This window comes from Alicyclobacillus sp. SP_1, assembly GCF_024706985.1.
Taxonomy (GTDB): Bacteria; Bacillota; Bacilli; order Alicyclobacillales; family Alicyclobacillaceae; genus Alicyclobacillus_I.
This window is the reverse complement of record NZ_JAMCCX010000013.1, coordinates 53,393-77,063: the sequence shown is the minus strand read 5'-3', so window position 1 is coordinate 77,063 and position 23,671 is coordinate 53,393. Positions and strand designations below refer to the sequence as shown.

Here is a 23,671-nt window from a genome sequence, read left to right as displayed (position 1 = left end):
AACCGAATCCCGCCTCCAATCGTATCATGTTTTTCGGGCTACGTCCAGCGGAAATTTACTGCGTTGTAGTGTTAAATCGAATTCAAGAATGGGATATTTGCATTTCACAAAAGACACCCTTTCTAGAGCTTGCTCTCTAAACCGCACCCCGCCAACGTCCGTCCGATAGAGTCTTATTGCTCGCCGCCTCTATGTTCTTTCGTACTTTCCCTCATTCTAGCTCATTCAGAGTATTCACGCTTGACCTGACGGTCCGATCCGTTGGCAATCTTACTGGCAACCTTTATGTAAATATATGACTTAGATTCTTATCGAAGACCGAGCTGTCTCTCTTAACCCCCACTCGTCCTTCTCAAATAAACGTCCTCTTCGGCGTCTCTTACCATGGCGCCTAGCGCCAAGGGTTGAATTCCACCCCTCTGCGGACTATACTGATTAATGGTAATTGCAAATAACTAATTGCCCAAGGAAAGCGGTACAACTTGTTGATGAAGAGGTGCTTCGACAGGTTTCACGCTGCTATTGCACATATTTAAAAATTTAAGGTAACTATTTGACTTAAGACGATATGTGAAAACGGTATGTGAGCACACATAAATTCCGCCCCAGTGGGCCGCTGTGCATGCATCCTATGTCTCACTCGCCTTAAGGCCAGCGATGCTCTTGGTTCCTGTCGAAACACATCCGAGACAAGGCTACATGAACCTAGAGGAGGGTCACTCGTGAGAAAAAAAGCTGCTACTTTCACCGCTGCAGGAGTTGTCGCCACCGCCTTGCTCGTCACGGGTTGCGGGACTGCCAGTGCATCCACGTCCAGCAGTTCGTCGCCAGCTACTTCGACAACCAGCGCCAAGCCCCGCACTGGTGTAGTCGACTTGACGTTTTGGAGTTGGGTGCCTGGCATGGCCGGCCCAGTGAAAGCGTTCAACAAGACGCATCCACATATTCACGTGAAACTGGACATGGTGTCGACCGGAAGCAATGGCACCTATGCAAAAATGTTCACCGCCATCAAGGCCGGAAATCCGCCTGATGTAGGTCAGATTGAATTCGACGTACTGCCTTCCTTCGTTCGGACAGGTGGCCTTCTAAACCTCGATCAATATGGATTTGCATCCGACAAATCCAAATTTCAACCTTGGGCCTGGCGCGAAGTCAACTTTAACCACGCTGCCTATGCGGTCCCACAAGCAGGCGGCCCGGTTGGCTACTTTTACAATGAAAAAATCTTTAAGAAATACCATCTATCCGTTCCAACCACTTGGGCCGAAGTAGCTCAAGACGCGAAAACTTTGCACGAAAAGAACCCCAACATCTACTTCACAGAGTTTCCGCCGAGCACAACGTTGCTCGCTTCAGAGGTTTGGCAGGACGGTGGACATTGGTTCAAGATAAAAAACAATTCCTGGGAAGTGAATATTGACGGACCAACGACCAAGAAAATTGCCGACTACTGGCAGTCCATGGTCAATGCTCATGAAGTATACACTGGAAAAGCATTCGTGACTTCTTGGTACAAAGACTTAGATACCGGAAAAATCGCTAGTCTTATCAGCGCACAGTGGTTTGACGCCATTTTGCGAGACGACGCACCACACACCAAAGGCGACTGGAGAGTTGCAGAGACACCACAATGGACCGCCGGAGTGAATGATGAGGCGCAATATGGCGGATCGACCACTGCGGTTTTCAAAGACACCAAACATCCGCGCGCGGCATTGACTTTCGCCAAGTGGATTAACATGAATCCGCAGGCTATCAAACTCGATGTGAAAGCCGGATATGGCTGGCCGGCAACCATCAAGGGACCGAATACTCCCGCTCTCGAAGGGCCGAGAAAATACTTTGGTGGAGAACACGTTGAGAAAATTTTCCGCAAGGATGCGACCGCAACGAAAGAAGACTGGCAGTGGGGACCGAATATGCCAGCGGTGATTAGCAATCTGGACAATCTTTTGTCCAAAGCCTTGACGGGCCACGGGACCATCTGGCAAGCCATTCAAAAAGAGCAAAAAGCAGAAGTAGCCACCTTGAAATCTAAAGGAATCTCGGTGTCCACGAAATGAGCGCAGTGACATCGACTCCTTCCAGGACACAGTCGAATCCACCGTCGCGTCCGCGACGCTTTCGCAAATCTCGCCAAAATTCTGCCGGGGTGGCCCTATTGGCCCCCTTCGGCATTGGCTTTCTGCTTTTTGTCATCGTTCCGCTCGTCTACGCCATCTACGAGAGTTTCTTTCATTCGGTCACCAATGGGCTTGGTTTTGGGCCGGCAAAAGTGACCTTCGATGGCCTCGTCAATTACATTCACGTGGTCACGAGTGGTACATTTGGCCAAGGCGTTTTGCATATCCTCCTCTTTGGCATTATCAATGTGCCGCTGACGCTTGGTCTCGCCCTAATCCTCGCACTGTTGCTGGACATGAAAACAACGCCCTTTCGAGGATTTTTTCGGCTGATATACTTTTTGCCCTACGCAATTCCAGGCGTGGTGGGTGCCATCCTCTGGTCGTTTCTGTACGAACCTCAGTTGAGTCCGTACACGCATATTTTGGCCAGTATGGGTGCGGGAAGAGTGAACTTTCTGTCCACACAAATGATTCTCTGGTCGCTTGTCAACATTGTCACGTGGGAGTGGACTGGGTACAACATGCTCATCATGACCGCATCGCTCAACGCCATTCCACAAGACCAATTTGAAGCCGCACGCGTGGACGGCTGTGGCCGATTCCGCGAAGCATGGTTCATTAAGATACCGCAGTTGGTCCCCGCACTCATCATGACAGGCGTATTCTCGATTATTGGGACACTGCAGCTGTTCAACGAACCCTTCGTCTTGCACGCTATTACGGATACCGTGTCAAGCAATTACACCCCCAACATGTATGCGTACACGGAGGCATTTACAGCCAATAACTACTACTATGCTGCAGCGATTTCGGTATTTTTAGCCATCGTGACAGTCATCTTGTCATTCGGATTCCTGCGCATTGTTCAACGGAGGTCAGGCCTATGAGCACGAACGCAGTGTCAGACACATCGCGGAGCTTACACGGTCGCGGCACTCTCGCAGGGGATGGTGGCAACAAGAATCCTCGTCGGTCGCGGCACCCAGTTATTTTATCGGGAGGCGAACGTCCACTATCGCCCTGGCAACGGACTGGTTTATTAGCCGTGCTGTTTCTGATGGGCCTTTATTTTTTATTGCCCGTATGGTGGCTGCTCGTCTCATCCACGAAAAACTCCGGCGAACTCTTTTCCAGTTTTGGTTTTTGGTTTGGCAACCACGTGAATTTTATGGAGAATCTTCGTCAACTGTTCAGCTATGATAACGACGTGTTCATGCGTTGGATTGTCAACACTCTTCTATACGCAGGAGTCGGCGCAGCGATTGCCACACTGTTCGCAGCGGCTGCCGGCTATACGTTTGCGAAGTTCGACTTCTTCGGCAAGCGCTTGGCGTTTTCTTTAGTTCTTGGCGGAATGATGATCCCGGTGACCGCTCTCGCTCTCCCTCTCTACCTGACGTTCAACTCGATCCATGCGACCAACACCTATTGGTCCGTCTTTTTGCCCAGCCTTGTCAGTCCCTTCGGAGTCTATCTAGCCCGTATTTATGCATCGACTGGCGTTCCGAATGAACTCCTGGACGCGGCAAGAATTGACGGCGCCCGCGAGTGGCGCGTCTTCACGTCTGTCGGTTTGCGCCTCATGGGTCCATCGTTAGTTACCATCATGCTGTTTCAATTCGTCACCATTTGGAACAACTTTTTCTTACCACTTGTCATGCTTTCAAACGACAGACTTTATCCGGTCACACTCGGACTCTACCAACTCGACTCCGTCTCGACCTATGGAGGGGCACCTCCAGATGTTTTTGGAATGTTGGTGATGGGCGTACTCATCTCGGTGGTACCTCTCATTGTCGCCTTCCTCCTTCTCCAGCGATTTTGGCGCGGAGGAGTCAGTGCGGGTGGACTACAATAGCAACTCATTCGGCGGGGGTGGACCTACCCCCTGCTCCCTTGCGTGTTCCGTGCTAGGTTCGTCGCTTCCTCAGCGCGCTAAAGCGCCATTCCCCTCACGTTCTCTGTTCTTAACACGAAAGCCCTTTCCTGGATACCCACGTATCTCTGCTCAAAGTAGCGCAACCGTCCACTTCTCAACACAAAAACGCGCGTTCAAGATTGCTCACAATTCGTAGTATGATAGGATCAGCATATTCTGCGCATCTTCGACAAGGATGCGCACTCCACAGGCGTAACCTAGTCTATTCGCCTATTGGGCCGTTTCAGCTTTTGGCAAGTTGTTTACTTGAAGGAGACCCGAACGTTGATGAACATACATTTCAAAACTTGGCGCACAAAAAAACTGGGATGGACATTGCTCGTCCTTCTCCCGTTTGTGACGTCGTGTTCGACCATGCCCGTTTCCGGCAGCCCTGCGGCATCCGGTACGCCAAATCTATCCAAGTCCTCTGCGACAACTGGCGATACCACCTCAACAGGTGCATCTCCTGCGTCGAAGTCAGCTCTTTCCCCGCCAAAATCCGGCACCGGGACTTCCACACAGTCAAGTGCTGGTTCGAGTGCGAAGGACAATTCGGCAAGCGCGAACGGCGAGGGCCCAGCTTCTTCCCAAACGACAACACATGCGGACAGCCATGCGCTCTCCGCCCTCGTGTCCGGTCCCCCTACGGCGCGTCCCAGCAAAAACTACAGCCTAGGCGTCCCCAAACCGCACCATATTCACGGGATTTATTTGACCGCGTATACCGCTGGAAACCCAAATACCTTTGACTATTTAGTCAACATGGTCCGTCACTCTTCGCTCAACAGCATGGTCATCGATGTGAAAATCGATGACGGGGATATTACATTTCCAACGAACAACCCCAAACTAAAGCCGTTTAGTCGACCCATCATTCCTCATCCCAGAGAGATGATGGCCACGTTAAAAGCGAATCACATTTATCCCATTGCACGACTTTGCGTCTTTGAAGATACGCTCTATGCACAGGCCCATCCGAAAGATTCCTACCGGATCAACGGGAAATTGTGGTATGGATTGCAAGGAGAAGCATACACCAACCCATTTGTTCCAGCAGTCTGGAAGTACAACGTGGAGGTTGCAGAACAGGCGGCAAAACTCGGTTTTGAGCAAATCCAATTTGACTTTGTCCGCTTCCCAGCAGCGTTTCCGAGCATGCTTGGCCAGCTTCAATACAGCATGGGGCCTTTTCAGGGGAGAGAACCTCGAGATGAGAAAGTCGCAACGCAGGCTTATCGTCGTCAGCTTGCAGCCTATGACACTCGTTTGCGCACTTTGAAACAACGTCAAAGCGAACTCGAGCGTGCCCTCCAGACAGAGAGCATCGCGTCGACTGCCAAAAGTTCTGGACGACCTCTGCGGACACTGTCTCAGGCCATGGCATTTAAGCGCAGTGAGCGTCAATTAGCTGCGATTTCAAGAACTCTACGTGAGCTGGCAACGCAAAAGCCACAAGCACCCCAGTTTTCTTCGTCACAAATTCTAGGGGGCTTGCGTGTGGATGCCGTGACCGACTTCATTAAGTATGCGCGCAGACAATTGCAACCTTATCACGTGCAGGTCGCGGTCGACATCCTCGGATACACTGCGACTATCCATGAGTCGACCAGTGTCGGACAGAGCTATCGGCGAATTAGCAAAAATGTCGATGTCATCTCACCGATGATCTACCCTTCTCTCTGGGGCTACGGCTACTTCGGCATTTCACGGCCTGACTTGCACCCCTATCAGGTGGTCATGGACTTCGAGCGGGCCGAGAAAAAGAGTCTCGCTGGACTCGCCCATCCGCCGGTGCAAATCCCATGGATTCAGGATTACACCGCTAGTTACCTCGGCGCAGGAAACTACCAATATTACAACACCGCCCAAGTTCAGCAGCAAATTGAGGCGCTGAGGGAAAACGGCATTGACCAGTATTTCATCTGGAACCCGGCGAATGTCTATTCGCCGGGCATTTAACCGAGAATCCTAGTGTCCACAGGCGACAGCCAACTCACACCTGCCGCCGAGCGCACTCATGGCATCAATTTCCACTGGCATACCAGGTATCCGTCCAGGACGTGCTTGACGCGAGCGATCCAGCGGCGGACAACAGTTGCCCACCAGAACTGTACATGTCGATCGCGTTATTCGTCACATCCCCGACATTATCCCAGTTGCCTGTGTAAGCGTTGTAAGCCTGAGCTCCAGTCCACGTCTGCGTGCCGTAATCGGCGAGTTGCGAGAGACTGCTGCCGATTTCAGGCCGCTCGTTGATCCACTCCGCAGTCGTCCCGTCATAATAGTCGCTGCCCAGGTCGACCGTGGCCGATTGAGACGTACCGTTCGTCTCGTCCTCCACGTAAAAGTAGGCTTGTCCATTGTTCGGGTCATACGAAACAAAGGTGTAGATTTGGTCCCCAGGATTGACCGTGATGGAGTTGAAGTTGATTTCTGGAACACCTGCTCCACCATTGCCAAGATACTCATACCAGGCTCCATATTGGCCCGCGTTCATCTGCGTACCATCCTGAATCAGCGCCCCCGAATTCACTCCACCGAGGCCAACCCAGCCGGACTCATATTTGTTGGGCGAACTAGAATAGTCGGTAGGTTGTATGAACGAGCCTTGCGCGGCATCCCACCGATTGTAACTGGAATCCGTATAGTACCCTGACCAGTTGGAAGACTCCGTAGTTCCATTGACAATCCTTTGCGACGGCGTATGCGCTACAGAGTGGCTGAACAGCATGCGGTTGTAAATGTCGGTGACCGTAACCGTTGGACGCGGGCTTGACTTCCAGTGCGCCATAGCCTTCTGCCACATCCGCAATTGTCCAGGCGCCGTGGGCCGCAGAGGAAATCCGTACTTCTGCAACTCGGCGTTGGTCGCCGTCAAAGGATGAAAGGACGCAGGAGCTGTCGTCATGATGTTCAGTTTGCCGCCAATGAGGAATTCATACTGATGAACACCGCCCGGAAGCACCTTCACCGTGAGTGGGGCGACGGTATGCGTGGGCGCCGTGCCGTGCATCGGTCCACCACCGGATGTACCGCCCGGCGATGGCATGCCTGGAACTTGAGACACTGGGGTCGATCCCGCTGCACCCGCTCCGCTACTCTGGGGCGGGGCGGCAGCTCCCATCAGTACCATACCGACACCAACGGCCACGGAAGCAAACGCAGCACCTTGCAGTTGCCGGCGACGACGACGTCTGGTCGGGATGCGGCTCGACGCCCCCTCAGACGGTCTCGACGGCTTGTTCTCTCGCTTCTTGTTCTTGGACACTCTGTCTACCATGTCACGACTCCTCCTCGAAAATGATGGATAGGGATGGATTGGCGCCGGAGCGCCTCGATGGAACTTTCGACGCGTTGCGCGTCGGCCTTGAATTCACAATATCAGAATTGATAGAATGAATAGTAAAGAATGGTTTACACGCTGAAGCTCCAGACCTTGGTTTACATGCCCTGAAGACCCTTCAGACATCAGAGAGATGGAAGACATGGCAGCAGCGGCGGCACCAACCGAGCCTCGGTCTCTGACTGCAACATCGGTCGCGGCGCGATAGCGACTCATACCGTCGCAACTCGTATCCCCGCAACTCGCCCTACGCGGGAGTATTCGTCGCCCTTGGCATGTGCCGCAATCGGCGGTGAACGCGCGCGACCACTCGTCGACCGGGTTCACTGCGAGAGTCGGTGCGGCTGTCGCCACACCTGACGCGAACTCAGGTTACACAGGGATACTCATTCTTTTGAGAAATGTACGCTTTACCGTCGCCTTCGCTCTAAAAAACTGGATGGGCGGCCATCTGAGCCCGCATGAGTTTGGCTCCGCAGAGCTTTGAGTGGGCGCTGCATGGGTTTCGCGGCCCATGGAGTGAGCGTTGTTCGATGGACTTGGTCTTCGTGTAGGCTCTTCATCGTGGTGGATATGCGGTTGTCCTAGCGATAGAGGGGCTGGTTCGTTGAGTTCATTCGGGGAAATTCTCAGACAACTTCGCACAGAACGAAACTTGAAGCAAAGCGATTTGGCGACCGTGGGGATATCGAGATCGCACATCGCATTGCTGGAAGCCAACAAGCGCATGCCAAGTTACGAAATGCTGCAGCATTTTGCAAGCAAATTGCAAGTTTCCCCTGCCGTTTTCTTTTCTGGGCAAGAGGACGAGGAGATTCAGCGGATTTCCACCACTTTAGTGCAGCAGGCGGAACTCGCGGAGTCTCAAAAAAACTGGCAGAATGCACACGATTGCTGGGTTACCGTGCAGGTCGTGGGCAAGTCCAACCACATTCCGTCACTGGTCACCCTGGCGCGGTGGCATCAAGCGATGGCACTCACTCACCTCGCACGCTGGCAAGAGGCCTTGAACTTGCTGTTGCCTCTGTTTGTGGCAGAAGACTTTCCCGGCCAACACGCATCCACCTACGAACTGCTGAGCATTCTCGCCCGTTGTTTCCGTGAATTGGGCCAAGTGGACCAATTTATTACGTTTACGCAACTTGCCGGGCATTCCGTGAGTACATCGGATGCACGTTGGGCCCGCAGCCAAGTCAATCTAGGAACCGGATATCTGATGCTTGGCGACCTGCCTCGCGCCGACGAATGCTATCGCTCTGCCATCGAAGCCTCTTCAGAGAGCGGCGACGGCGTGGTGGAAGCATGGGCGCGTGTTGGCTGGATTGCGACTCAGTTCGATCGCGCTTTGACCGAGGGAGTCCCGGCGGTAATGCAGCGGATCGAACACCTGAATAGCCTGCTTCATCCCGACGGCTTGATGGAGGCGCTTCGCCACATTCGGATTGTTCTCCACCGACTCTCCGGAGAATATCAGGCTGCTAAAGAATTGCTGCTCGAGTATGGCGACTGCCCTCATCGCCCAGAGTTGGCCGCTCGCCTCCTCGAGGAACACATATTACTTGCGGCGGCCCTGCGTGACGAAGCGTTCGGCCAGGAGGCTTTAGACAAGATTGACTTGCTCCCTTTGAACGGTCCCCTTCGAATACGGCTATGGACAGGCGTTGCAGAGTATTATATAGTATTCAAAAGATTCGATTTAGCGCGGCATGCTGTTCACCGTGCTTACGCCGAGTCGCAGACCATTCATTACCGCGACTTCACTCGGCTCATGAATCTGATGGAAGTGGTTTCTGTGAAAAATCCATCTGTGGAGAGGAGGCATGTGGAATGAAAAAACTGTCCAAGTGGTTCTGGGTGGCTAGTTCTGCGTTCCTGTTGGTGGCCGTGATAGCTCCGTTGCTTGGAGGACCGCTTCCACCCACACTCTAGCGTCTAGCTTTTCAGACCGCTTCGGTGCAACACGGTACTCATTCCGGTCATGAGACATGTCAGGCGGAGTCGATTCTCTCAGTAACAACCAAAAAGTACAGCCTGAGTCGCCTCATTCCAACATTTCTGCCCGCCCACTTTGGTGCGGGCATTCGTTTGCCCCGCTAACCCGTTCTTCCCGAATTGACCGTGCGCTCCAATACGGTGCAAATTTGATGGCGAAAAAAATGTCAAGAAGTTGTCTGAAAAAATATGGCGTGATATAGTATCTCTATCCAACATCCCTGAGGGCAAACCAGGCTGAAAAGCGGGGGCGCAAAACTACAGGTCTACGGTCGACAAAAAGACATGTCCTACACAGCGACGGACTACGATGGCTGAGTTGCACGGGATCGGTCGGAAATCGAACCGATAAGGGGTAGAGGGGCAATGTTGGGAAATTATGTTTCAATAAGGAGCAATGAGGTTTCTGCAAACACAGCGCCAGCCGATGAATGGGAAGCCATTATTGCACAGGCGCGAGATTGGGGCTTTACGAAGGACGAGATTCGCACGTTTCTCGCTTCTGACCTCCATCGCTCGACACTCGAAGGTTAATCGCGGTCAATTCCGCCGCGAAACCCTGACAGTTATCTGACAAGGAGTAGGCAGGGAATGCGGTGATTGGAAAACGAATTCAGACGTTGCGCAAGCTTCGGGGTTGGTCGCTCACCGAACTATCAGACAGGGCTGGCATTGCGAAATCATACCTTAGCATGATTGAACGCGACAAGCAGCACAACCCATCCATCCAAGTTCTGGAGAAGCTTTCTGCGGTGCTTGACGTACCCATGGTCGACCTTCTTCCTGATGAAGCGCGCGGTCTTACCTCGTCTCCCAACGCCAATCCTTTTGGATTGGATGAAGACTGGTTGCAAATTGCGCGCGAAGCGAAACAGTCCGGCATAGACAAGGAAGAGTTTCGACAGTTTCTCGAATACCAGCGGTGGAGAAGAAGTCAGCAAAACAACTGATATCGCTTTTGGGGTCATGGCCAGAACAGACGACATCATGAGGCCACTCCCGGTTGTTCGTGAAGCGGGGGTGCCAAACATCCGGCGCTGGTACATCCCCATCCCGCGCATGTTGCACCGGCCAACTCTGATTTTTGTCACGGACGTTAGCCGTAGCAAGCGGTTACGCTAAGTTGCACTCGCAGTCTTGGGAATCGCAAGCCGAGCATGGAGAATTGCACGCCACCCGTTGTCCGGGAGCGTGCATTTTGTTTTTGAAGAGAATCTCGCGCTAAAACGCGCAGTATATAGGAACTAAGAGACAAGGCGTTGCCCAGGTGTTTCCTATATCCAAGATGCTATGTGGATTTCATCAACACATCTATGAAGGCAGGCATCGCATTGAATATGTGCCCCACCATGAATGCTCGTTTTATCCGTGAATATGTGCCCCACCATGAATGCGTATTTCATACGTGAATATCGGCTTCACCATAAATGCGCACTTTATCCGTGAGCGCCCCCAATCACCAAAGCGCTCCTCTGCCGCAGGAATCTGAGTCGGCCAACGCACATCCGTCGCACCGATTAACGCTTCAGCAACGACTCGACTCGGGGTGACGCGGTACGATACACCGTCAATTGGCCTTTGCGATCATGCTTTGACTGATGAAGAGCTTCGTTTGAAGTCATGACCAAATCTTCAAGACTCGCCACTTGCACGGGATAACAGGCAGCCCCGACGCTCACGCCACCGTCCACCGTGACTCCCGCAATCGTATACGTCCCGCTCAACGCACGCACCAGACGTTGACCTACAAGATGACATTCCTCCAAGCCATGGACTCGGCACAAGACGATGAATTCATCTCCTCCATGACGCACCACGACATCGCGCTGACGCACCGTCCCTCGTAGACGCCCAGCGAATTGAATGAGGAAAGCGTCTCCGGCATCATGACCGTACCGGTCGTTCACCGATTTAAAATTGTCGCAATCAATATAAAACATAGCATAGGTAGCGCGAGACTTACGCAGAAGTCGCAAGCAACGGTCCAAATACCGACGGTTATGTAAATTCGTCAAAGCGTCCCTATAGGCGGCGCGCTTCAATTTCTTCTCGTACCGTTTGCGGGCAGAAATATCACGCACGGTCAACAACAAATAGCGATGTTGAGGAAAGCGCGCTGTCAGCAAGTCAAATGCGACTTCTCCACTCCACGACCCGAAGTTGACATCCACTACTTCGCGCTCTGCGCCGAAGGCTGCTTCCCGAGCGTGGCCCAACAGTCGCTCCAATACGTGCACATCATGAACATCTTCTAAATATTGCCCCACCAAACCGTGCCAGCCGCCCAGCCGAATTTGTGCTGCAGGATTGGCCAGCACATAGCGAAAGCGGCCATCGGGTTCTTGGCGAAGTACCGCCATCGGGTCTGCGGCCGAGCGAAACGCGTCGGACAGAATATCCATGTGCTCGTAGAGCAGAATGTCCGCTTGGACGCCAGGTCCCATTCCAGAACCTGCGCGGTCCGCGCTCATCGGTTTCGTCGTAGGCGCGAATCGTTCTCTCGTCTCTTCGCCGCCCTCCTCACGCAAAGCTACTCTACGCGCATCCGTCTCCGTACGTTCTTCGCTAGCCCTCTCGGCCCCTCCTGCCAATTCGCCGGAACCCATCCGGGGGCTCCCTAGAGACGAAGAACTACCACGCGCCAGAGAAACCCCAGCGGGTACGTTCAACAACATGTTTTCCTGTGAATTCCCATCGGTAGGCTCGTCCACGCTAAGCACCGGCTCTCGACGCGACGGAGGCCACTCGCGCGGCCTTCCGTCTACAGAATTCAGTGTATGTTTTGCTTTCGGGATTTTCACTAGGTCCACTCGTATCCCTCCGACACCATTCGACAGCCCGATCCACAGGATTGTTGCTCTCTATTCTACCTGCTCACTTCGCTGTTAACAACAGGTAGATTCCTTAGATGGGACGTTTATCTTGGCTTTTTCCGGCGAAATGCAAGCCAGAGCGTGAATGCACCGAGTCCCATCATCGTGATAGACTCTCCCAGCATAGTGAAAAACGGTAGACCAGTAACCGGCTTGGTCGCGCCAACCACATTCCCCTTACCAGGCTCCGAAATCGTGATCGTCTTCGTAGGCGGAGTCGTTGGAGGACTCTTCGGAGTTTTCGGCGTGACCGATCCGCTCGGTGGCGGTGTATTGCTCTTCGGCGGCGGTGTGGAGTGCGACGGTGGTGGATTATTCGGCGGCGGGGACAGCGGATTCCCCGGTGGACTGTTGGGATGCTTCGGCGGCGGGACCGGATAATTGGGGTCTTCAACCGCCTTCACAAACACCTGCATCTGTCCTGTTGCTCCCTGGTAGTCGTTATGCGCCACCAGTGGCCAATCCAAGGTATAATTGATGACCAAAGTTCCCTCGGACGGTACGACGAACGTTCCCGACTTGACCGTGGATGAAAAAGGACCCTGACTTTGCGTGGTGCCCGCTTGGTCTCCTAAAACATACGCCGTATCGTACAGTTCCGGTGGATGGTCATCGTATTCATACGTGGGATTGTCGCCCGTGCCTGCGTAGTCCTTGGAGATGTAAGTGGAAGAAATGGTCGTTCCGGTCGTTCCGGTCGTTCCGTTGTTCGCAAACAACGCCCCGCCAACCACGGTCTTAAACGTGATGTACTCGGCATCCGGAGTTTGATTGACCACACTGACTGTGCCGCTTCGGGTATCTCCTGGCACGAGATTGGTGACATCCGTAAAGATATTGGTTCCGTCCTTGTAATTCCTAAATGCGACTCCGCCTTGAAACGTCTGGCTGGCTCCAAGGGTCGACGCAAGCGCAGTCATGCGGAACAGACCGTCCGAGAGCAAGAACACTCCGAGTACCGCACCGCTAAACATAATGAGCAACCGCTTATCGCCTAGGTTCGGCTTCCACATTGTCATGCCGTTATTCTCCTTTGGCCGTGACATTCAAATTGGACGGCCCATTTTCGTGCTGCACCGCATTGGCCCAAGTTGTGAATTGTCCTTGAGGCGCCTGGCATGGCGGATTGAGCGAGTTTCTCGTATAGAAGAGCGAATAGAGTACATAGGCTGCCTGCCCTGGCTTCAATTCAAACCAATCTGTTCTACCAATTTGGCCGTTGGCAGGGAACGTGGAAGTTCCCCAACTTCCGAACGGACTATCGAGAGGAAATGGCCGGTCGCTGTCCAGCAACGAGTTGGTTCCAGTCCAAGGAGCGAAATGCATGCGTCCCTCGTTGACGTTGCAATCAGAAGTTCCCTGTGCCTGATAGCCAGACTGGCAATAACGCAGTCCCACATTGCCTGCATCGTCAATGAGCTTCTTCGCGCAGTCTGTCCAATCGATGTCGTGCTGCTCTCTCGTACCCTGAGAAAAATCGATGTTGCAATGGCTTAGCCACTGTTGATAAACGTCTTCAGTAAATTGGGAACGTTGATTTCCCGACTGATCAGCGAGGGAGCGGAACCACCGAAAATTCTCATGCACATTCGGGTTGGACAAGCAATTTTGCAGCCAGTCCCCAAAGTTTTGCTTGCACTGAGTCGCCTGTTGATTGGGGTCGTTTGAAAACCGCTCTGCCGCAGATTGCTGACAAGAGTTATAGTGGTCTTTCAAATCCTGTGCCAATCCATCAATCTCGGATGCACTTGGCGATGAAGTCGCCTGATTCTCGGTCAAAATATAATAATTTCCAGTCAATTGATCTTTGATGGACGCAGAATCGTACTGATATTCATAATCAAGGGAAACCCATTCATTGACCGATCCGCTATTGGTCACTTCATACACCGCCATATTCGAGAGAAGAAGGAATCGTGGATTGGCGAAGCGCATTCCGTTGTTCAGCCGGACACCATCCATGGGGCCAGCAAGCAACGGTCGTTGGCTGCTTTTGTCGTTTTGGCTACTTTCCGGCAGCTCAGACTCAAAGGCATTCGGTGCACAAGATGGAGTTTGGAGGTTTACCCCCACCGTGCCAGCCGCGAAATTCGCGGTCTGGCTCGATGCGGAACCTGTGAAGAGAGCATAGCTCCCCGTGACGCCAAGCGGTATCATCGCCGAGAGACTGGTCAACGCCACATAATACAGGGCTTTCTTCTTCATCAGGCTAACCTCCAAACAAAATTAGGTAGAGCGCTTAGAATGCTGTGTGTCCACTGAAATTTTACGAAATCTCCGTGACACAGCGGCACAAGTATTTAGCCGTCCATCTCCTGCTGAGAGACCGACCGCGTTAACACATGCCCTTCAATTACGCCGTGAATGTGCTACTAGGTTGGATTGTCCCAGCGTTCTGATTGACATCAGTCGGATTCTGACTGTCCGTATGGTTATTCTCCCATTGTGCTGCATCGATGCCGATTCTCAGTTGACCCCATGTGTCTTGATAGTCATTTCCTGCAAGCAGTGGCAGGTGACCGGTGTATTCAATCACCAAGTACTGACCAGGCTTGAGCACGATGCCCTGGACAGAAGACTTTCCGGAGAACTCCTCGGTTGAGAACGAAGGTGCCTCATTCCCGATTGTTCCTTTATTTCCAGAAAATCCTGTACCGTTTTGATAACCGGCCGGAGTATAGGTATAGGTAATGTCATTGGTTGCATTCCCGACGGTCTTAATGTCACTGCTAGACGCCAGCGTGCCCCCGGTAACGTTGAAAGTAGGTGCCTTCGTTACACCATTTGTGTTCGCATTGGGGGTCATGGTCACGGTCGGAGCAGTACCATTGGCATACACGCTGAAAGTTTCCGTATACCAAGCAGGGTGGTCATCTGTGTATGTCGTTGTTCGACCTTCCGCATAGTCGTACGACTCGTACCCGCTGTTTTTTGTACTCCAACGGGGCTGTTGCAATGTGCGTGGTTGCCAATAGTCCGGGCCATATGTTTTTTGCGCCACCGAGTCCGCCATAGACGCTGGCTCCGCAAACGTAAATCCGTCGGGGAACACTCCCGTACCCTCTTTGTACCCATTCAGCATTGTCGCTTCGCCATTATTAATGCCATCCGGCCAGAAGATTGGAGAGTGTTGCCCTTTTCCGTTGGGGTGAGTATGCGTGTTGATTTTCAATACCTCGTCTACACTGCCAGTGTTCTCAACGACAAGAGCACCGCCAACGTAGTCACCTGGCACTAGATTGTGCATGGAGATGGTCTTTAGGTTAGAAAAAGCTTGTGGTGTTGTAGAATTCACCGCAATGTCCACCGTGCCTGCAGCAAAGCTCTGCGTAGGCGTAGATGCATGCGCCGTGAACAATGCAAAGCTTCCTGCGCCCATCATTGCCAATCCGGCCAGCGATGTCGCTGCCGCCATGCCCAACTTCGACGTCATCTTCATTCCCATCTTAGAATCCCTCCGAATACTGTTTTTTTATATTTGATCCTTCTTCCTTAGCGCTACGGAGGAAAATCACCCTTTACCCCGCAAGGCTCTTTACAGAAGGTTCAAACCAACACGAAACTGTCCACGGGCCCACCTGGAAGCGTGATGCAAAATTCAGCTTATGGTCAGAGAAAATAATCATGCTTTATCTGTCTTACCAATGCTTTCGGTGAGAGATCGCTCCCGTTAGATGTGTAATCAAAAGTCAGCATAACACCGGGACTATCACTGCCAGTTGTATAAGTACCCGCAGTAACATTGCTCATGTATCCCTTATCGATATAGTTGCTGTAGTAGCTTTGGAAATCCGAAAGTGTGGTGCTCTCACTTGGCTTGACACCATCTGGACCAAAGACCTTTACGAAAAAGGCATCTCCCGATTCAGAACTAGAATACGTTGGAAGTGTCTGCAAATGCCCTTCACCGGTGCCTCCATTTGCGGACGGATTCGGCGTGTGGTTATTCTCCCATTGAGCTGCATCGATGCCGACCCGAACGTTTCCCCACGCATCCTGATAGTCATTTCCGGCTACTAACGGAAGCTTTCCAGTATATTCAAGAACCATGTACTGGCCTGGTGCCAAGACGATTCCGTCGACTTCCGTATTCCCGCTAAAACCTTTCAGCCCGATTGGTTCTGTAACCGCGCCAGATCCAGACTCTGTGAAGTTCGTCGATGCAGAGGCGTTCGCTTGTTTCTGATCTGGAAGCGTCCAACCCGCTTCGGTATAGGTCGCTGTTAGCTGGTTGCTCACAATGGGCGACGAAACCGGAGAAAGGGGCTGTCCACTCGTGGAATCAATGGTGAAGCTAGGCATTGTCGTCATCCCATTGGCCCCAGGGGTACCTGGCTGCATGCTAACCACCGGTTTCTGGTCATATATCCCATAACTGATGTCGTAGTATGCCGGATTGTTATCCGAATAGGTGCTGCTATCGCCGTTCCGGTAGTCATACGATTCGAATCCCCCATCTGATGCTGCGTAAGAGTAATGAGCATTCGGATGTGGTAGCAAACGTGGTTGCCAATAGTTGTATACTGTCTGCCCCTTGGAGTTCGCGAAGTGACCATAGGTAGTGTCGTCGGTTGTCAGGTACCCAAAAAGCTTTGAATTTGTGTCCTGTAACGCGCTCTCGCTAATGCTCGGCACCCCGTTCGCTGATGAGTAATAGCTCTCAGTGGTAATCTTTCCGTTGTTGAGACCGTCCATCCAAAATATAGGACCGTGTGCATGGGTATTAACGTCGATGACCTCGTTGACACTCCCCGAGTTCTTGACCACTACGTAAGACCCAACCGTGTCGCCAGGGACCATATTGGTCATATTGATCGGTGCCAAATCGGAGAATGCTTGAGCGCCCGCCTTAACGTCTACATCCACGGTCCCAGCGGCAACGGACGTTGTTCCAGTACTCGCATGCGCCGTGAACAATGCAAAGCTTCCTGCGCCCATCATGGCTAAACCGACCAGAGACGTTGCTGCTGCCATGCCGAACTTCCCGCTGATGCCAACTTTCATACCTATCTACCCTCCTACTTGATAGATTCAATTTATCTATTTGATCCCTCTGGCCAAGCTTTTTCGGAGGAATGACAACCCTTTACCCCGACTTGCTCGCTCGCGAAGGTTCAAACCATGAGATGGTTAAGACGGAAGACGACGTGCTGCCCTACTGCGGAAGGTTTTCACCTTCGCTGGTCACTGCCGCTGGCTTTGACGCCCGGCGTTGTAGAGAGAGAACTTCTCGGAACAGAGTAATCATGCTGGAAATCACCAAGAATGCTCCCGGAATAATCAGCAACAAGCCGTCGCCCCAGCGTCCATGAATGAAGTTGAGATAGTAGCCGACGTAAGGGATGGTAAAGTTGTCATATTGTGCCACGATGTTCTGCGGTTTCACCACCCAGGGGTCGACAGACGGATTGGCATCGCCCTTGGTTTGAAACTCAATCTGACCGTTCTCGTGAAAAACGCGCTCAATTCTGTGTGTCACGAGTACTCCCGTCATGCCGTTGAAACCAGAGTTCTTCGGTAGATGGAACGTGATGATGTCACCTTTATGCAACGCGTTGATGTTGACGTGGGGGTTGTCAAAAATGACGGATCCCGTATCGAAAGTCGGCTCCATCGACCCAGACAGCACCTCGTACATCGTCTGTCCAGCCACGGTCGGATTGCCGTTGTTGGCTCTAGAAGAGATGGTCAGGTACAGCGTGGAAGCGAAGACGATAACCAACAGGGTGACAATGATGGCGTTAAAAATATTCAGCGTGCGTTTGACGATGGTCATTCAAAGTCCTCCTCTACCTTGGTGCATTGCTGCATTGGCGCGTTTTTTCACTTGCTATTTGTAGCAGTGCCAACGTAGGTTCCTTTGGGCACCCCGTAGGTCACTCCTGTCGTCGTTTGAGAAATCTTACCGTTGGTTGAATCAGCGGTCTGCGATGGCAACGAATTGCCCGAGTTAGCGCTTGAATTTTCATGGGTCGCATCGTTCGAGCTTGGTGACGAGCCGACCGTCGCTTCAGTGGTTGGCTCGGCTACTTTGTCAGACCTCACTCCGCTTGTTTGAGACTTTTGCAATGCCTCAAGCTCAGACTCGATAGAATCTCTCATCTTGTTCAGGCGATTCTGCTCCGTGGTCAGCCAAACGGGCTCTGGATGCAAAGCCGCTTCGTCGGAATCAATCGCTTGTTGAATCGTGCCAATCTTCTTCAACGCGGCAGTCAGTCTGGTCTCGAGCTCAGTCGCGGCTTCATGAGTAACACTGGGCGTAACAACCTCTGCTTCTTTGACATCACTCGCGGCTGGGGAGGTGATACGCATCATCCCACCGTTTTGCACATTCGAATTCGACAAACGTTCAAAAAACGAGATTTCGTTAAACTGAGTTTCAAACCAATCCTGAGACGTGAAGACTTCGAAATTGCTGGTCTGTACCGATGAAACGCCGGTCATGAGGGCAAAGGATGTGCGCACCTGTGGAATCCCCGCCAGGCTACCGAGCATGAGACCCGCAGCCACTGCGGACGAACTGGCCACAATTCGCATCATTCGACGACGACTCTGCCGATTCGACCATTCGCGGCGAAGCTTACGCGTAATCCCGCCCTCAACCGGGCGCCAGCCGCTGGAATTCCTACTCATACCTACCACCCGTTTCGGTTGCAGAATTCCGCCAAATTTTCTTAAGCGAATGTGTTTCGTTATAATGAACAGTCGGGGCACACGTAGACTGCCGGATCGACCGGGTCACAGGGGCGCCCGAAAAAAATCGTCCGGAAACTTACATTGTTCGTTGCGCGTCTTATTCTATCTGTTCTCTCTATCTCTTTGTGATGTCTGGTGGTCTTCTCAATGAAGAACACCTCGATTGAAGCAATGCAGGTTCTGCGGTGCGCCTTAGAGTATGTGGTTGTCCGGTGTCTATTTGTATGGGGTCCCTTAACCTCTTGCCGGACGAATGCTACATGAGTGAGCGCTATATCTTTAGAACCCGAGATGTTCGCTAGAGACAACTTTCATTCTCATTATCGAACACCCAAGCACAGTGTACTTTGCCATTGAATGGACATCAATGTTCATTTTGGCTAAAAATCCGGTACAAATGAATAGTTATCTCGTGATTACATCGAATTTCGCCAAATTACACCCTATATCATTTTCATGCGTATCTATTTTTTATTGCTAGTCTCAGCGGGGCTTTCCGATGAATTGGCCAATGCTCTTGGACAGACTCTCCGTCGGAACGTTGCAAAGGAGGCCTCACCCTAAGGTGAGGCCTCCTTTCGATTTCTGGAGTTCATTTCATCTTCTTTAGGGCTGTTTGCAGCGACGAATAGTATGCATTCGACTTCGGCACGACTTTCAGTGCTTCGACCGCATATGATTTGGCGGCACTGTTGTGTCCCAGTGTCCCTTCTACGTCAACCAGATTCAGCCACGCTACGCCTTCTTTAGGATTGATTTTGACGGCTTTTTGATAGTAGGGAAGTGCTTTCGCCGGCAACTTCATGGCCCGGTAATAAACATTCCCAATATTGTTGACTGGCGTAGCCGCGGATGGCTTGAGCTTCGCCGCTTTTTCGTAATAGTGAATCGCGAGTGTCAATTTGCCATTGTCAAATGCACTCACTCCGGCATCCAACTGGGCTTTGTAGTCTGTTGAGTGTGCCTTCGCCTGTTTCTCGAATTTGTCCAAGTTGCCAAGACCAGAATACCCGCTGGCCCCAACCATAACGGTATGGTCTGGTGTCGTCGTCTTGGTCGATTGGGTCGACGCTGTGTTCGACGTATTCGCACTGCTATTTCCCGTCGAGGTGGCATGATTGGCGGAACCGCACCCGGTCGCCAACAACATACTCGCGGCAACTGCTGCAATCAGAAGTCCTTGCTTCACATTCATCACCTCATCCTGAGTTCGTTACCCCCACCCCAAACGCATGTCCACTATACAGGACAAGTCGTCCCTTGACAATCCAATTCATGGCATGCGGTAGACAAATTACAGCAAATTTCGATGCTCCCCGAGCGTGGCCATGCTAGAATACTAATGTTCGGAGTTGGCTCCCAAGAGAAGCCATGAATCCATTCGCCGAGTAAATACGCAAGACGCGAACCACGAACGGATACACGATGGATTGATTATTCATTTGGAGGAGTTGTCACTTGACACGTACATCCACTTCACGTCTGTGGACCAACATCGCCTGGATTCTCTTTGCCGGGCTCATCAGTTGGTTGCCGTTTTATAACAACGGAGTCTTCTTCCCACACGGACAAACGATTGCCGACCTCATCTTACTGTCACTCCTTGCTTTTTACGCGATTGTCCGCGCCATCACCGTATTCACGGCGCGCTCGGCGGACAGGACTACGCAGACACCTGTGGCCTCTTTTGCAGCACCTACCGCCGCGTCCACGGCCGATGCGTCTGAGGCCGATGAGATGGACCGAGGCATGCCGACCGCTGGAGGAGACGTTTCCTCCATCCCATCTCGTCTGCTGGCCGAATTCACATGGTTTGATGCAGCGTTTTCCGTTTATGTCATCTTGTACGCCTTGTCCCTGTTTTATGCGGCGAGTTTACCGCTTGCCGTGGAAGGAGCGCTCAACACCGTCGCCCTGCTCTTCCCGTTCGGGATCGTCCGCCTTTACGGCACAAGCTCGGACGGTCTTTTCTGGGTCGTCTTAGGCCTCGCTGCCTCGTCGCTGTACATGACCGCCATCGGCGTGGCCAATGGCTGGGGGCAGCTGACCTTCCCAAGTGCCATCGTAACCTCACCGCACATCCAAGTCTCTTCCGTGTTCCAATATCACAACGCCTATGCCGCTTACGCCGCTGCCATCACCATCGGCATGCTAGTATTCGTCAGCCTCTACCCCCGCTGGCCTGTGTTGCGCGCGCTGCTCACGGGCGTAGCAGGGTTGAACATGGCTGGGTTGTTTTTATCGGGATCTCGCGGGGCATTGCTTTTTTGGGTGGTCGTCCTCGTGCTCGTGATGATTGGGCTGCGCGGACACGTCCCAACGGGTCACGAGTCGGTGCCGGGTGCGGTAGAAACGTCCTCCGGGGAGCATAGCCAGCCTGCCTCGTGGAACAGCCCCTATGCTTCGCGTAGTCGCTTTCTACTCTACTTCGGGGCGGCTGCAATTGGCGCTGCCTTTTCCTATTTATTGTTGCATCTCGCCATCGTCAATCATTCCGCAACCACCGGCTGGGCTGGTTTTGCTCTCGGATTTCTAATCCCTACAGTGGCCGTCTTGGCACTGTCTCTATCGTTTGGTAGCGTCGCTCCCGTTTTCTTCGGCGCACGGCGCACGTTTCCTACCCTCCTCATCGTCTATGCCATACTGTTCTTGCTCGCTGCTCTCGCCAAATCGCACAGCCTGCTCGCCAAGTTACACAGCTACCACATTCACCAAATGTCGGTCATTCAGCGCTTCATCTTCTGGCTCGACGGCCTTCGAATTGTGGCCCGCAACCCCGTCACCGGGAACGGATTTGGCGCTTGGGCTGCCATGTTTAAGAAAATCGAATCGTATCCTTACTACAGTACTCAAGTTCACTCATTCTTGGTGGATACGTTGATGGACATCGGCATCCTCGGTACCATCGCCTTGCTTCTCATGGTTTGGCCCATGGTTCGCAGCGTGGTGTGGCCATGGAAGTCGATTCTCACGCCAAACCCGCGCTACGCCACTTTGCGAAGCGTGGCCGCTTTTGGCCTGATGCTGTTTGCGCACTCTCTGATGGACTGGGACTTTGCCTTTTTAGCTCTGCTCATCCTCTTTTTCGTGGGTATGGGCAGCGGCTTTGCGCTGCGCAAAGAGGCCCTCTGGCAATCGGCTCAGGCAAAAGCCGCCGCCAGCATATCCGAGGACACAGACACTCCGGCTGTAGGCAATGCTCGCGAACCCCTCGACGCAACCACCGTCGACCGTCCGCGTAAAATCGAGCGGGTCGATCCCGCTGTCGTCCACGCACCTTTCCTGCGCCCGTCGGTGCTGACGCGCGTAGTCCTTGCGGCAACCGTGGTGACGTCCCTAGCTGCGCTCTACTTCGATGCGAATGCCGTTCGCGGCGAGCGTATCGTTGCTGCCGCCAATGCGACCTCGTCGTTCTCTACTCGACTAGCCTTGTTCAAAGAGGCGCACCAAGTGGTGCCGTACAATCCGAATTATTTGGTGGACGAAGCCAACACCGTACTCGACAGCCCGAGCGGTAACGCAAAAGAACACTTTGACCAAGGCGTGCACCTCTTGCAGCAAGCCATCGCGCTCGACCCATACAACGCCACTCTAGAAGCGCAAATGGCCACCATTGCGTTTGATGCCAGCCGGTATCATCTCGCTTACGTGACGGCCCTCGAGGCTTATCACAATGCACCTTACTTCCCAACAAATTTGAGCCTCGCCATCAATGCAGCCGTCATTGACGGAATGCAGACGGCAAAGACCAACTCCGCCACGGCGGTGAGCAAGTTCAAGCGTGTACTCCGCCTATACGCGGACTATCAACAGCGGTTGAAAGTGGTGCATAGCTTGCCATCCTACTTGCCGCCCATCGGCCCATATAAGCTGCAAGCCTTTTGCTACGATTCCGTCGCGACCGCAGAACTCGCGCTCGGCCACAACGCCAAGGCAGAACAGTTTGCGGGCACCGTGCTGAACAATCCGAACGCCCACACAGCGCAAGTCGCGAAGATGCTGACTCTCATCGCCAAGGATGGAGGATTGTCAGCACTGTCTGCCGCAAACGTTCGACAGTACGTGTCCTCGCATCCATCAGTGGGTAGCAGCTACCAGCTGTTGCTCAACTTGCAGAACCTAACTTAGCACTACAACGTAGTTTGGTCTTGAAAGCAATTAGCTTAAGCAGCATTTTTCAGGCGTCGTTTCTTGTGTGAACGATAAGCCTTGGCATTGGATTTTTGGTAGTATGCGACGTTCCGCACGGCTCTTTGGATAGTGTAAGGTTGTGGTGGCATTGCGGCTTTGATCAAAATGAGTGCTTGGGGCATTGTTAGGACGGCAGTACGATCTCCGCGTTCGTTTTTTTTTGAAATCGAAGTCGAACTTCCAAAACGAACAGGTGCGAGACCATCACGAGTAGCATGTGCCGACGCCATCCTATGTAAGAGCGGGTTTCATAGTCGGCCATACCCAGGAAACTCTTACACTCTTGAAAACTTTGCTCGATGGGCCAACGCAAAGTGGCTGCATGATGAAGGTCTTGGATGTCAGCGCTCCCCGGCGCGTTGCTCACCGCATATTTGATCCGGCCATCTTCATATTTGCGGATGTAAAGCCACACTTCGTCTCCATCGCGGTCACCCTGCTGTTCCACGACACGGCAATTCTTCACCATGGTGTGCACGGGCCCCTTGGAACCGTCCATTAACCGGAAGTTCACTGAGCGTTGAGC

19 protein-coding genes and 1 riboswitch are annotated in these 23,671 nt (G+C 52.7%); of the genes, 9 read left to right on the top strand and 10 right to left on the bottom strand.

Going from position 1 to position 23,671, the window contains the following annotated elements:
* The first annotated feature begins 722 nt into the window (after positions 1-722).
* The 4 genes from M4I36_RS03220 to M4I36_RS03205 all read left to right on the top strand — a co-directional run bounded on the left by M4I36_RS03220 (position 723) and on the right by M4I36_RS03205 (position 6,009).
* On the top strand, positions 723-2,066 hold the full coding sequence (locus M4I36_RS03220) for an ABC transporter substrate-binding protein (protein ID WP_258110222.1): 1,344 nt from the start codon (positions 723-725) through the stop codon (positions 2,064-2,066).
* Complete coding sequence (locus M4I36_RS03215) at positions 2,063-3,016, top strand: carbohydrate ABC transporter permease (protein ID WP_258110221.1); 954 nt, start codon at positions 2,063-2,065, stop codon at positions 3,014-3,016. Before M4I36_RS03220 ends, M4I36_RS03215 begins: the two co-directional genes overlap by 4 nt.
* The gene (locus M4I36_RS03210; protein WP_258110220.1) at positions 3,013-3,987 is read left to right on the top strand and encodes a carbohydrate ABC transporter permease; all 975 of its coding nucleotides are present in this window, start codon (positions 3,013-3,015) and stop codon (positions 3,985-3,987) included. The genes M4I36_RS03215 and M4I36_RS03210 overlap by 4 nt, the downstream gene beginning before the upstream one ends.
* Before the next feature lie 348 nt (positions 3,988-4,335).
* Complete coding sequence (locus M4I36_RS03205; RefSeq protein ID WP_258110224.1) at positions 4,336-6,009, top strand: putative glycoside hydrolase; 1,674 nt, start codon at positions 4,336-4,338, stop codon at positions 6,007-6,009.
* 64 nt (positions 6,010-6,073) lie between these two features.
* Here M4I36_RS03205 and M4I36_RS03200 read toward each other — a convergent pair whose 3' ends face one another.
* On the bottom strand, positions 6,074-7,330 hold the full coding sequence (locus tag M4I36_RS03200) for a G1 family glutamic endopeptidase (RefSeq protein WP_258110219.1): 1,257 nt from the start codon (positions 7,328-7,330) through the stop codon (positions 6,074-6,076).
* Between the two features lie 670 nt (positions 7,331-8,000).
* Between M4I36_RS03200 and M4I36_RS03195 the strand changes: the two genes are divergently transcribed.
* The 4 genes from M4I36_RS03195 (at position 8,001) to M4I36_RS03180 (ending at position 10,507) form a co-directional block, all read left to right on the top strand.
* Positions 8,001-9,224: a helix-turn-helix domain-containing protein gene (locus tag M4I36_RS03195; RefSeq protein WP_258110218.1), complete on the top strand. Its 1,224-nt coding sequence runs from the start codon at positions 8,001-8,003 to the stop codon at positions 9,222-9,224.
* 377 nt (positions 9,225-9,601) lie between these two features.
* Positions 9,602-9,712, top strand: a riboswitch (cyclic di-GMP riboswitch).
* Positions 9,713-9,751: 39 nt separating this feature from the next.
* Positions 9,752-9,919 carry an anti-repressor SinI family protein gene (locus tag M4I36_RS03190; protein WP_258110217.1) on the top strand — a complete coding sequence of 56 codons (168 nt, stop codon included), beginning with the start codon at positions 9,752-9,754 and terminating at the stop codon, positions 9,917-9,919.
* A 62-nt stretch (positions 9,920-9,981) separates the two neighbouring features.
* The gene (locus M4I36_RS03185; protein ID WP_258110216.1) at positions 9,982-10,335 is read left to right on the top strand and encodes a helix-turn-helix domain-containing protein; all 354 of its coding nucleotides are present in this window, start codon (positions 9,982-9,984) and stop codon (positions 10,333-10,335) included.
* Positions 10,336-10,351: 16 nt separating this feature from the next.
* Positions 10,352-10,507: a hypothetical protein gene (locus M4I36_RS03180; RefSeq protein WP_258110215.1), complete on the top strand. Its 156-nt coding sequence runs from the start codon at positions 10,352-10,354 to the stop codon at positions 10,505-10,507.
* 395 nt (positions 10,508-10,902) lie between these two features.
* On the opposite strand, the gene M4I36_RS03175 is transcribed toward M4I36_RS03180, so the two are convergent.
* The 8 genes from M4I36_RS03175 to M4I36_RS03140 form a co-directional block, all read right to left on the bottom strand.
* A complete protein-coding gene (locus M4I36_RS03175; protein ID WP_258110214.1) occupies positions 10,903-12,195 on the bottom strand; it encodes a GGDEF domain-containing protein in 1,293 nt (430 codons plus the stop codon).
* A gap of 107 nt (positions 12,196-12,302) precedes the next feature.
* The gene (locus M4I36_RS03170) at positions 12,303-13,277 is read right to left on the bottom strand and encodes a hypothetical protein (protein ID WP_258110213.1); all 975 of its coding nucleotides are present in this window, start codon (positions 13,275-13,277) and stop codon (positions 12,303-12,305) included.
* Between the two features lie 4 nt (positions 13,278-13,281).
* Entirely contained in the window at positions 13,282-14,463 is a 1,182-nt protein-coding gene (locus M4I36_RS03165) for a hypothetical protein (RefSeq protein ID WP_258110212.1), read from the bottom strand.
* 148 nt (positions 14,464-14,611) lie between these two features.
* A complete protein-coding gene (locus M4I36_RS03160; protein ID WP_258110211.1) occupies positions 14,612-15,703 on the bottom strand; it encodes a TasA family protein in 1,092 nt (363 codons plus the stop codon).
* Positions 15,704-15,867: 164 nt separating this feature from the next.
* Positions 15,868-17,262 carry a CalY family protein gene (locus M4I36_RS03155; RefSeq protein WP_258110210.1) on the bottom strand — a complete coding sequence of 465 codons (1,395 nt, stop codon included), beginning with the start codon at positions 17,260-17,262 and terminating at the stop codon, positions 15,868-15,870.
* Positions 17,263-17,413: 151 nt separating this feature from the next.
* A complete protein-coding gene (locus M4I36_RS03150) occupies positions 17,414-18,034 on the bottom strand; it encodes a signal peptidase I (protein ID WP_258110209.1) in 621 nt (206 codons plus the stop codon).
* A gap of 47 nt (positions 18,035-18,081) precedes the next feature.
* Positions 18,082-18,891, bottom strand: coding sequence for a hypothetical protein (locus M4I36_RS03145; protein ID WP_258110208.1), 810 nt, complete (start codon positions 18,889-18,891; stop codon positions 18,082-18,084).
* 655 nt (positions 18,892-19,546) lie between these two features.
* On the bottom strand, positions 19,547-20,143 hold the full coding sequence (locus tag M4I36_RS03140; RefSeq protein ID WP_258110207.1) for a tetratricopeptide repeat protein: 597 nt from the start codon (positions 20,141-20,143) through the stop codon (positions 19,547-19,549).
* Positions 20,144-20,412: 269 nt separating this feature from the next.
* On the opposite strand from M4I36_RS03140, the gene M4I36_RS03135 reads away from it, so the two are divergent.
* Positions 20,413-23,082, top strand: coding sequence for an O-antigen ligase family protein (locus M4I36_RS03135; protein ID WP_258110206.1), 2,670 nt, complete (start codon positions 20,413-20,415; stop codon positions 23,080-23,082).
* Between the two features lie 187 nt (positions 23,083-23,269).
* Here the strand turns inward: M4I36_RS03135 and M4I36_RS03130 are convergent, their stop codons facing one another.
* A complete protein-coding gene (locus M4I36_RS03130) occupies positions 23,270-23,614 on the bottom strand; it encodes a hypothetical protein (protein WP_258110205.1) in 345 nt (114 codons plus the stop codon).
* Between the last annotated feature and the right edge of the window lie 57 nt (positions 23,615-23,671).

Coding starts and splice junctions, on each gene's coding strand:
- M4I36_RS03215 (WP_258110221.1), top strand. CDS start 2,063: ATGAGCGCAGTGACATCGACTCCTTCCAGGACACAGTCGAATCCACCG.
- M4I36_RS03210 (WP_258110220.1), top strand. CDS start 3,013: ATGAGCACGAACGCAGTGTCAGACACATCGCGGAGCTTACACGGTCGC.
- M4I36_RS03205 (WP_258110224.1), top strand. CDS start 4,336: ATGAACATACATTTCAAAACTTGGCGCACAAAAAAACTGGGATGGACA.
- M4I36_RS03200 (WP_258110219.1), bottom strand. CDS start 7,330: ATGGTAGACAGAGTGTCCAAGAACAAGAAGCGAGAGAACAAGCCGTCG.
- M4I36_RS03190 (WP_258110217.1), top strand. CDS start 9,752: ATGTTGGGAAATTATGTTTCAATAAGGAGCAATGAGGTTTCTGCAAAC.
- M4I36_RS03180 (WP_258110215.1), top strand. CDS start 10,352: ATGGCCAGAACAGACGACATCATGAGGCCACTCCCGGTTGTTCGTGAA.
- M4I36_RS03170 (WP_258110213.1), bottom strand. CDS start 13,277: ATGACAATGTGGAAGCCGAACCTAGGCGATAAGCGGTTGCTCATTATG.
- M4I36_RS03165 (WP_258110212.1), bottom strand. CDS start 14,463: ATGAAGAAGAAAGCCCTGTATTATGTGGCGTTGACCAGTCTCTCGGCG.
- M4I36_RS03160 (WP_258110211.1), bottom strand. CDS start 15,703: ATGGGAATGAAGATGACGTCGAAGTTGGGCATGGCGGCAGCGACATCG.
- M4I36_RS03155 (WP_258110210.1), bottom strand. CDS start 17,262: ATGAAAGTTGGCATCAGCGGGAAGTTCGGCATGGCAGCAGCAACGTCT.
- M4I36_RS03150 (WP_258110209.1), bottom strand. CDS start 18,034: ATGACCATCGTCAAACGCACGCTGAATATTTTTAACGCCATCATTGTC.
- M4I36_RS03145 (WP_258110208.1), bottom strand. CDS start 18,891: ATGAGTAGGAATTCCAGCGGCTGGCGCCCGGTTGAGGGCGGGATTACG.
- M4I36_RS03130 (WP_258110205.1), bottom strand. CDS start 23,614: ATGGTGAAGAATTGCCGTGTCGTGGAACAGCAGGGTGACCGCGATGGA.